Genomic DNA, 7,003 nt, shown 5'->3' with positions numbered 1-7,003 from the left:
GGATGATGCCGCCCCGGGAGTGGCATCGGGCCTGTCGGAGCCGGCAGCATCGTCCGCAGGACGAATGCTGTCCGGCGAAGGGGCGGGGGCGGCATCATCCGCGCCGGCCCCACCGGGGGCGGCATCGCCTGTGGCGGCGCCACCGGAAGCGCCAACGGACACGGAAGCGCCAACCGGCATCACCGAGATCAGCGGCTTGCCGACGTCGAGCGTCTGGCCGGGCTCACCGTGCAGCACGGCCACGGTGCCGGCGTATGGCGAGGGCACCTCCACCATGGACTTGGCGGTCTCGACCTCGGCGATCGGCTGGTCCACGCGGATCTCGTCGCCCACGGCCACGAGCCAGTTCACGAGCTCGGCTTCGGTGAGGCCTTCGCCCAGGTCCGGCAGGAGGAATACTTTCGGTTCGCTCATGGTCAGTCTTCCCACTGGAGGTCGTCAACGGCGTCGAGGATGCGGTCCACGCCGGGCAGGTAGTAGTGCTCGAGCTTCGGCGCCGGGTAGGGCACGTCGAAGCCGGTGACGCGGCGGATCGGTGCGGCCAGGTGGTGGAAGCAGCGTTCCTGGACCCGGGCGACGATTTCCGAGGCCACAGACGCGAAGCCGTGGGCCTCGGCGATGACCACGGCGCGGCCGGTCTTGCGGACCGAGGCGCAGACGGTCTCGTCGTCGAACGGCACGATCGAGCGGACGTCGATCACTTCGAGCGAGCGGCCTTCCTCGGCGGCGGCGGCCGCGGCGGCCAGCGCCGTCGGGACGGACGGACCGTAGGCGATCAGCGTGGCGTCGGTGCCGGGGCGGGCGACGGCGGCCCGGCCTTCGGAGGAGGTGCCGCGCTCGGCGTTCGTGGCGTGCTCGGCGCGCAACGCGTCCAGGTCCACTTGGTCCTTGGACCAGTACAGCTTCTTGGGCTCCATGAACATGACGGGGTCGTCGGAGTCGATGGCTTCGCGGAGCATCCGGTAGCCGTCGGCCACGGTGGCCGGGGTGAAGACCTTCAGGCCGGCGGTGTGCGCGTAATAGGCCTCGGAGGAGTCACAGTGGTGCTCCACTCCCCCGATGCCGCCGGCGTACGGAACGCGGATGACCATGGGCAGCTTCACGGCACCCTTGGTGCGGTTGTGCATCTTGGCGACGTGGCTGACGATCTGTTCGAAGGCCGGGTAGGCGAACGCGTCGAACTGCATCTCGATGACCGGGCGCATGCCGTTCATCGCCATGCCGACGGCCATGCCGACGATCCCGGATTCGGCCAGCGGAGTGTCGAAGCAGCGGCTCTTGCCGAAGGTCTTGGTGAGCCCGTCCGTGATGCGGAAGACGCCGCCGAGCATGCCGACGTCCTCGCCGAAGACCAGGACCGAGGGGTCCGCGTGCATGGCGTCGGCCATCGCGGTGTTCAGGGCCTTGGCCAGGGTGATGGTCTGCGGCCCGGTCTTTTCGGCCTCAACAGCAGCCTTCGCGGCGGCGCGCGCCGTGGCGGCGCTGACGTTGCCGTTCGCCTCGGAGGACGTGGTGATGGTGGGGCTCATTTCCCGGCCTCCGTTGCGGTGGATGCGGCGTCGCGGGCCAGTTCGTCGGCGAGCATGGCGGACTGTTCCTTCAGCTGTGGTGTGGGGGTGGAGAAGACGTACTTGAAGAGGTCCTGCGGTTCCACCGGGACCTCTTCGCTGAGGCCTTCGCGCAGCTGCGTGGCAACCGCCTCTGCCTTTTCGGTGATCCTGGCGGCGCGGTCATCGTCCAGCAGGCCGCGGTCCGTCAGGTAGGTCTGCATCCGGCTCAGCGGGTCCTTGGCCACCCATTCGGCGACTTCGCTGTCCTGCCGATAGCGGGTGGCGTCGTCGGCGTTGGTGTGCGCCTGCATCCGGTAGGTGTGTGCCTCCACGAGCAGCGGGCCGGAACCTTCCCGGGCGAGCTTGACGGCCCGGCCGAGGACGGCGAGCAGGGCCACGATGTCGTTGCCGTCCACGCGTTCGCCGGCCATGCCGTAGCCCACTGCCTTGTGGGCAAGCGAGGGCGCAACGGACTGGTGCGCGAGCGGCACGGAGATCGCGTACTGGTTGTTCTGGACGAAGAAGACCACGGGCAGGTGGAAGACGGCGGCGAAGTTCAGGGCCTCGTGGAAGTCGCCTTCGCTCGTGGCGCCGTCGCCGCACATGGCCAGGACCACGGTGTCCTCGCCGCGCAGCTTGGCGGCGTGGGCCACGCCGACGCCGTGCAGCAGCTGGGTGGTCAGCGGGGTGCACTGGATGCCGACCTTGTTCTTGGCGGGGTCGTAGCCGCCGTGCCAGTCGCCGCGGAAGAGCGTCATCGTCTGGACGGGATCCACGCCGCGGGCCATGACGGCCACGGAGTCGCGGTAGGTGGGGAACAGCCAGTCGCCCTCGGCAAGGCACAGTGCGGCGGCAACCTGGCACGCCTCCTGGCCGTGGCTGGAGGGGTAGACGGCCATCCGGCCCTGCCGCACCAGCGCGGAGTTCTGGTCATTGACCCGGCGGCCGACGACGAGCTGCTCGTAGGCGGCCAGCAGTTCGGCTTCGCTGGGCAGGCTGTACTCGTGTCCCGGCTGGGTGCCCTGCTCCGTGTGGGGATTCAGGGTGCCGTCCGGGCCCACCATCTGGATCTGGTGGCGGGCGGGGAGCATGTAGTCCTCAACGCTGATGCCGAACTTGCTCACGGCATCACCGGCTGGATCTTGTTGCGCGGCCTGCTGCGCAGCTGGCTGCGCACCGTGGTCTGCGGAGATCGTCATTGGTCCGTCCTTCTGTAGCCACTATTCATTCCAAGTATGCCGCCAGTCGATGTTTCGTATCCACCTCCGCCTGAAATCGTGGAGATGTCCACAAATTTGCCCTACTCTTGAAGACAAATCGTAAGTGTGAGCTGGATTACCGGCGGGGGTTGTAGACGAATGGCAGAGCTAGAAACCGAGCAGGTGGCGGTGCCGCTGGACGATGTGGACCGGAACATCATTGCGGAGCTGACCCGGGACGGCCGGATGTCGGTGACCCAGGTGGCCGAGAACGTCCACATTTCCCGCGCCCACGCCTACACCCGGATCGCCCGGCTCACCGGCGAAGGCGTCCTGACCAAGTTCACCGCCCTGGTGGATCCCATCAAGGCCGGCCTGAAGTCTTCCGCCTACGTCACGCTGAAGGTGCGCCAGCACTCCTGGCGGGAGCTGCGCGAACTCCTGCGTGCCATCCCCGAGGTCCATCACATCGCGCTGGTGGGCGGGGACTTCGACGTCATCCTGCTGGTGCGCGCCGTGGACAACATTGACCTTCGCCGGGTGATCTTCGACCAGCTGCAGTCCATGCCTGGGGTCCTGGACACCCAGACGTTCCTGGTGTTCGAGGACCTGGACACCCGTTAGCTGACGAACGCTTTCATCCAGGCCCGGAGCTCTTCGCCGAACTCCACCCGGTCGGCGGCGATCGAGATGACCGCCTTGAGGTAGCTCAGTTTGTCTCCGGTGTCGTAGCGGCGGCCCCGGAAGACCACCCCGTGGACGCCTCCGCCCTCGCCGTCGGACACGGCAAGGGTCTGCAGCGCGTCGGTGAGCTGGATTTCGCCGCCGCGGCCGGGCGGGGTGTCCTCCAGGACATCGAAAATCTCCGGATGCAGGACGTACCGGCCGATCACGGCCAGGTTGGACGGGGCATCGGCGACGGCGGGTTTCTCCACGAGCCCGTTGACCCGCACATAGTCCTGGCCCGGCAGCGCGGAAACGTCGGCGCAGCCGTAGGCACTGATTTCCGCCGGATCCACCTCGATCAGGGCCACGACGGAGCCGCCGGTCCGGGCCTGGACGTCCATCATGGCGGTGAGCAGTTCGTCGCGTTCGTCGATCAGGTCATCGCCGAGCAGGACGGCGAACGGTTCGTAGCCGACGTGCTGGCGGGCGCAGAGGACTGCATGGCCCAGCCCTTTCGGGTCGCCCTGGCGCACGTAGTGCAGCGGGCCCAGGCGGGAGGCGTGGCGGACGGCCTCCAGCTTGTCGAAATCACCCTTGAGTTCGAGGGCGTGCTCCAGCGCGGGTTCGCGGTCGAAGTGGTCCTCCAGCGCCCGCTTCTGGCGCCCGGTAACCATCAGCAGATCGGTCAGCCCGGCCCGGACGGCTTCTTCCACAACGTATTGGATGGCCGGCTGGTCGACCACCGGCAGCATTTCCTTGGGCATTGCCTTAGTGGCCGGCAGGAAGCGCGTTCCCAGGCCCGCCGCGGGTATGACAGCTTTAGTTACAGATCTCCCCAGACTCATAACCGAACTTTACAAGCGGGTTACGGAAATGAGAATGCTTCGATGCAAAGACGAGTACCCGGGAAATGCGTTCCTCGGAACCCGCCGGGCCGGCCGTCAGCCCTTGAAAACCGGGGTGCGCTTCTCCTGGAAGGCGCGGAAACCCTCGGCGTAGTCCTCGCTCTTGCACAGCCGTGCCTGTTCTGCGTTTTCCTCTTCCATGGCCTCCCACAGCCCCAGCCGCTGGTCCCGGATGTGCGCCACGAGCTCCTTGCTGGCCCGGAACGCACCCGTGGCGCCGGTGGCAACGTTGGCCACGATGGCGCGGGTGTTCTCCAGCAGTTCCGCCGCGGGCATGGCCCGGCTGAACAGGCCCTGTGCCACGGCGTCGGCGCCGCTCATGAGCTCGGCGGTGTAGATCAGGTCCAGGGTCCGGTGCATGCCGAGGCGCTCGGTGAAATACCAGTGCCCGCCGGAATCGAGGGTGGCGCCGAGCTTGGCGAACGGTGAGCCGAACTTGGCATTCTCCGCCACGTAGACCACATCCGTGGCCAGCAGCAGGCCCAGCCCCACGCCCAGGCAGGCGCCCTGGGCCGCGGCGAACGTGGGCGCGGGGAAGGCGCTCATTTTCTTCAGCAGCGGCTGGACGAGCCCGCCCAGGTAGGCCTGCGCGTCATCGCTCTCCGGGGTCACACCGGCAATGTCACGGCCGGCGCAGAAGGCCCGGCCCTCGCCGCGGAGCAGCAGCGCCCGGACTTCGCCGCGTGCGGCGGCGTCAGCGGCGTCGTCGTATGCCCGGGACAAATCCGCGAGTGCCTGCTCGTCGAGGGAGTTCAGCTTGTGCGGGGCGTCGAGGACGACCTCGGCGACGCCGTCGGCGATGGAGAGGGAAATCATGGGGCTCCTTGGATTCGAAAAGGCGGGTGTCGAAAAGGCCTAGACGTCGAAGTCGACCGTGACTTCCGGCGTGGTGGGGTGGGACTGGCAGGTCAGGACGTAGCCCTTGTCGAGCTCGTCCTGTTCCAGGGCGTAGTTCTCGTCCATGGTGACGGTGCCGCTGACCACCTTGGCCCGGCAGGTGCCGCAGACGCCGCCGGCGCAGGCGAACGGCACATCGGGGCGGACCCGGAGGGCGGCGTTGAGGATGGATTCGCGGGCGTGGGTGGGGCTGGCCACTTCGCCCTGCAGCCCGTCCAGCTTGAACGTGATCTTGTAGGTTTCCTTGGATTCGTCGGCGACTACTGGCCGGCCAATGTTGCCCTCGGGACGGTCCGGCTTGCCGGAGGTGAACAGTTCGAAGCGGACGTGTTCGGGGGCGACGCCGCGCGCGGCGAGGGTGTCCCGGCACAGTTGGACGAGTTCGAACGGACCGCAGAGGAACCATTCGTCGACGTCGTCGGCGTGGATCGCGGTGCCCAGCAGCGCCTGCAGCTTCTCGGCGTCGATCCTGCCGCTGAGCAGCGGCGCGATCCGCTGTTCACGCGAGAGCACGTGGTGCAGCGCCAGCCGGGCCGGGTATTTGTCCTTCAGGTCCGCGAGTTCTTCCAGGAACATCACGTCCATGGCGGCCTTGTTGGCGTAGATGAGGTCAAAGCGGGTCTCCGGGTGGGCCGCCAACAGGGTGCGGGCGATGGCGATCACGGGAGTGATGCCGGATCCGGCGGCGATCGCCACGAACGAGCCGGGCTCCCCCGCGAGCTCTTCCGGATGGTTCATGGAGTTCATGACGTTCTGTTCCACGGACTTGCCGTCGCGGCCGTGCTTGGAGACGAAGGCGCCCATGGGGCTCATGACGTCCAGGACGTCGCCGGCCTTGAGTTCGGCATTGGCCCACGTGGAGAACAGGCCCCCGAGGTCTTTCTTGATGGCCACGCGGATTTCGCTGCTGCCGTCCGCGAAACTGCGCGGTTCGGCGCAGATCGAGTAGCTGCGGCGGATCTCGTGCGGCTGGCCGTCGGCGTCGGGCAGGGTGGTGCGCAGCGCGACGTACTGGCCCGGCAGGTAGTCGAACTGTCCGGCGAGCTCGGCCGGGACCCCGAACGTCACCTCGATGGCGTCGTCGGTGAGCCGGCGGACCTCGTCCACCGTCAGGGTGTGGAAGGACGCACGACGGCGGCCGGTGGCTGCGGCCGACTCCGCGGCGGTCTGGCGGACAACCTTCATGGAGGCACCTGTTCCTTACAAGACTTTGAAGTAGTCGAACGGTTCCTTGCAGTCCTGGCACACGTAGAGGGCCTTGCAGGATGTGGAACCGAAGCGGGTGAGTTCTTTGGTGTTGAGCGATGAGCACTGGGGACACTTGACGGCGAGCGCGAGCCGGACCGGGCCGGCGTGCCGGACTGCTTTTCCATCAACAGCTGTCCGGCCGGACGGCGGGGCGATCCCGTACTGCTCCAGCTTGGCCTTGCCGTCCGCGCTCATCCAGTCGGTGGTCCAGGCCGGGGAGAGAACCATTTCAACGCTGACGCTCGGGTACCCGGCGCGGTGGAAAGCCGCGGTGAGGTCATCCCGGATGGCGTCCATGGCGGGGCAGCCGGAGTACGTCGGGGTGATGGTGACCTGGACGGCGGGAACCATCCCGCCGTCGTCGGTGCTTGGTTCCTTCGAAACCTGGACATCGCGCAGGATGCCGAGGTCCGCGATGGTGAGGACCGGGATTTCGGGGTCGCACACTGTGGCAGCGACCGCCCAGGCCTTCTCCTGGGCGGTGTTGCCCTTGGCGGCGTTGCGGCGCTCTGCGGTTTCCGGATCGGAGACAAACATT

Annotated in this window: 8 protein-coding genes; 1 reads left to right on the top strand and 7 read right to left on the bottom strand. The window is 67.5% G+C overall.

Features of this window, described 5'->3' with window-relative positions; genetic code table 11:
- From AC1DZQ_RS20850 to pdhA, 3 genes are all read right to left on the bottom strand, one after another.
- The coding region (locus AC1DZQ_RS20850) for a biotin/lipoyl-containing protein (RefSeq protein ID WP_476965289.1) at positions 1-414 on the bottom strand (414 nt) is incomplete at its 3' end.
- Positions 415-416: 2 nt separating this feature from the next.
- On the bottom strand, positions 417-1,529 hold the full coding sequence (locus AC1DZQ_RS20845) for an alpha-ketoacid dehydrogenase subunit beta (RefSeq protein ID WP_476965288.1): 1,113 nt from the start codon (positions 1,527-1,529) through the stop codon (positions 417-419).
- Positions 1,526-2,749: a pyruvate dehydrogenase (acetyl-transferring) E1 component subunit alpha gene (pdhA, locus tag AC1DZQ_RS20840; RefSeq protein WP_476965287.1), complete on the bottom strand. Its 1,224-nt coding sequence runs from the start codon at positions 2,747-2,749 to the stop codon at positions 1,526-1,528. The genes AC1DZQ_RS20845 and pdhA overlap by 4 nt, the downstream gene beginning before the upstream one ends.
- Before the next feature lie 159 nt (positions 2,750-2,908).
- Between pdhA and AC1DZQ_RS20835 the strand changes: the two genes are divergently transcribed.
- Entirely contained in the window at positions 2,909-3,373 is a 465-nt protein-coding gene (locus AC1DZQ_RS20835; RefSeq protein ID WP_476953092.1) for an Lrp/AsnC family transcriptional regulator, read from the top strand.
- Here AC1DZQ_RS20835 and galU read toward each other — a convergent pair.
- The 4 genes from galU to paaD all read right to left on the bottom strand — a co-directional run bounded on the left by galU (position 3,370) and on the right by paaD (position 7,002).
- A complete protein-coding gene (gene galU, locus AC1DZQ_RS20830) occupies positions 3,370-4,260 on the bottom strand; it encodes a UTP--glucose-1-phosphate uridylyltransferase GalU (RefSeq protein ID WP_476965286.1) in 891 nt (296 codons plus the stop codon). The two genes, AC1DZQ_RS20835 and galU, sit on opposite strands and share 4 nt — an antisense overlap.
- A 96-nt stretch (positions 4,261-4,356) precedes the next feature.
- The gene (locus tag AC1DZQ_RS20825; RefSeq protein WP_476965285.1) at positions 4,357-5,136 is read right to left on the bottom strand and encodes an enoyl-CoA hydratase/isomerase family protein; all 780 of its coding nucleotides are present in this window, start codon (positions 5,134-5,136) and stop codon (positions 4,357-4,359) included.
- A 39-nt stretch (positions 5,137-5,175) separates the two neighbouring features.
- Positions 5,176-6,402: a 1,2-phenylacetyl-CoA epoxidase subunit PaaE gene (paaE, locus tag AC1DZQ_RS20820; protein ID WP_476965284.1), complete on the bottom strand. Its 1,227-nt coding sequence runs from the start codon at positions 6,400-6,402 to the stop codon at positions 5,176-5,178.
- Between the two features lie 15 nt (positions 6,403-6,417).
- Positions 6,418-7,002: a 1,2-phenylacetyl-CoA epoxidase subunit PaaD gene (gene paaD / locus AC1DZQ_RS20815; RefSeq protein ID WP_476965293.1), complete on the bottom strand. Its 585-nt coding sequence runs from the start codon at positions 7,000-7,002 to the stop codon at positions 6,418-6,420.
- Position 7,003: the final 1 nt, after the last annotated feature.

This window comes from Arthrobacter sp. P1_C12_2, from assembly GCF_056406415.1.
This window is presented reverse-complemented; position numbering and strand designations above follow the sequence as displayed.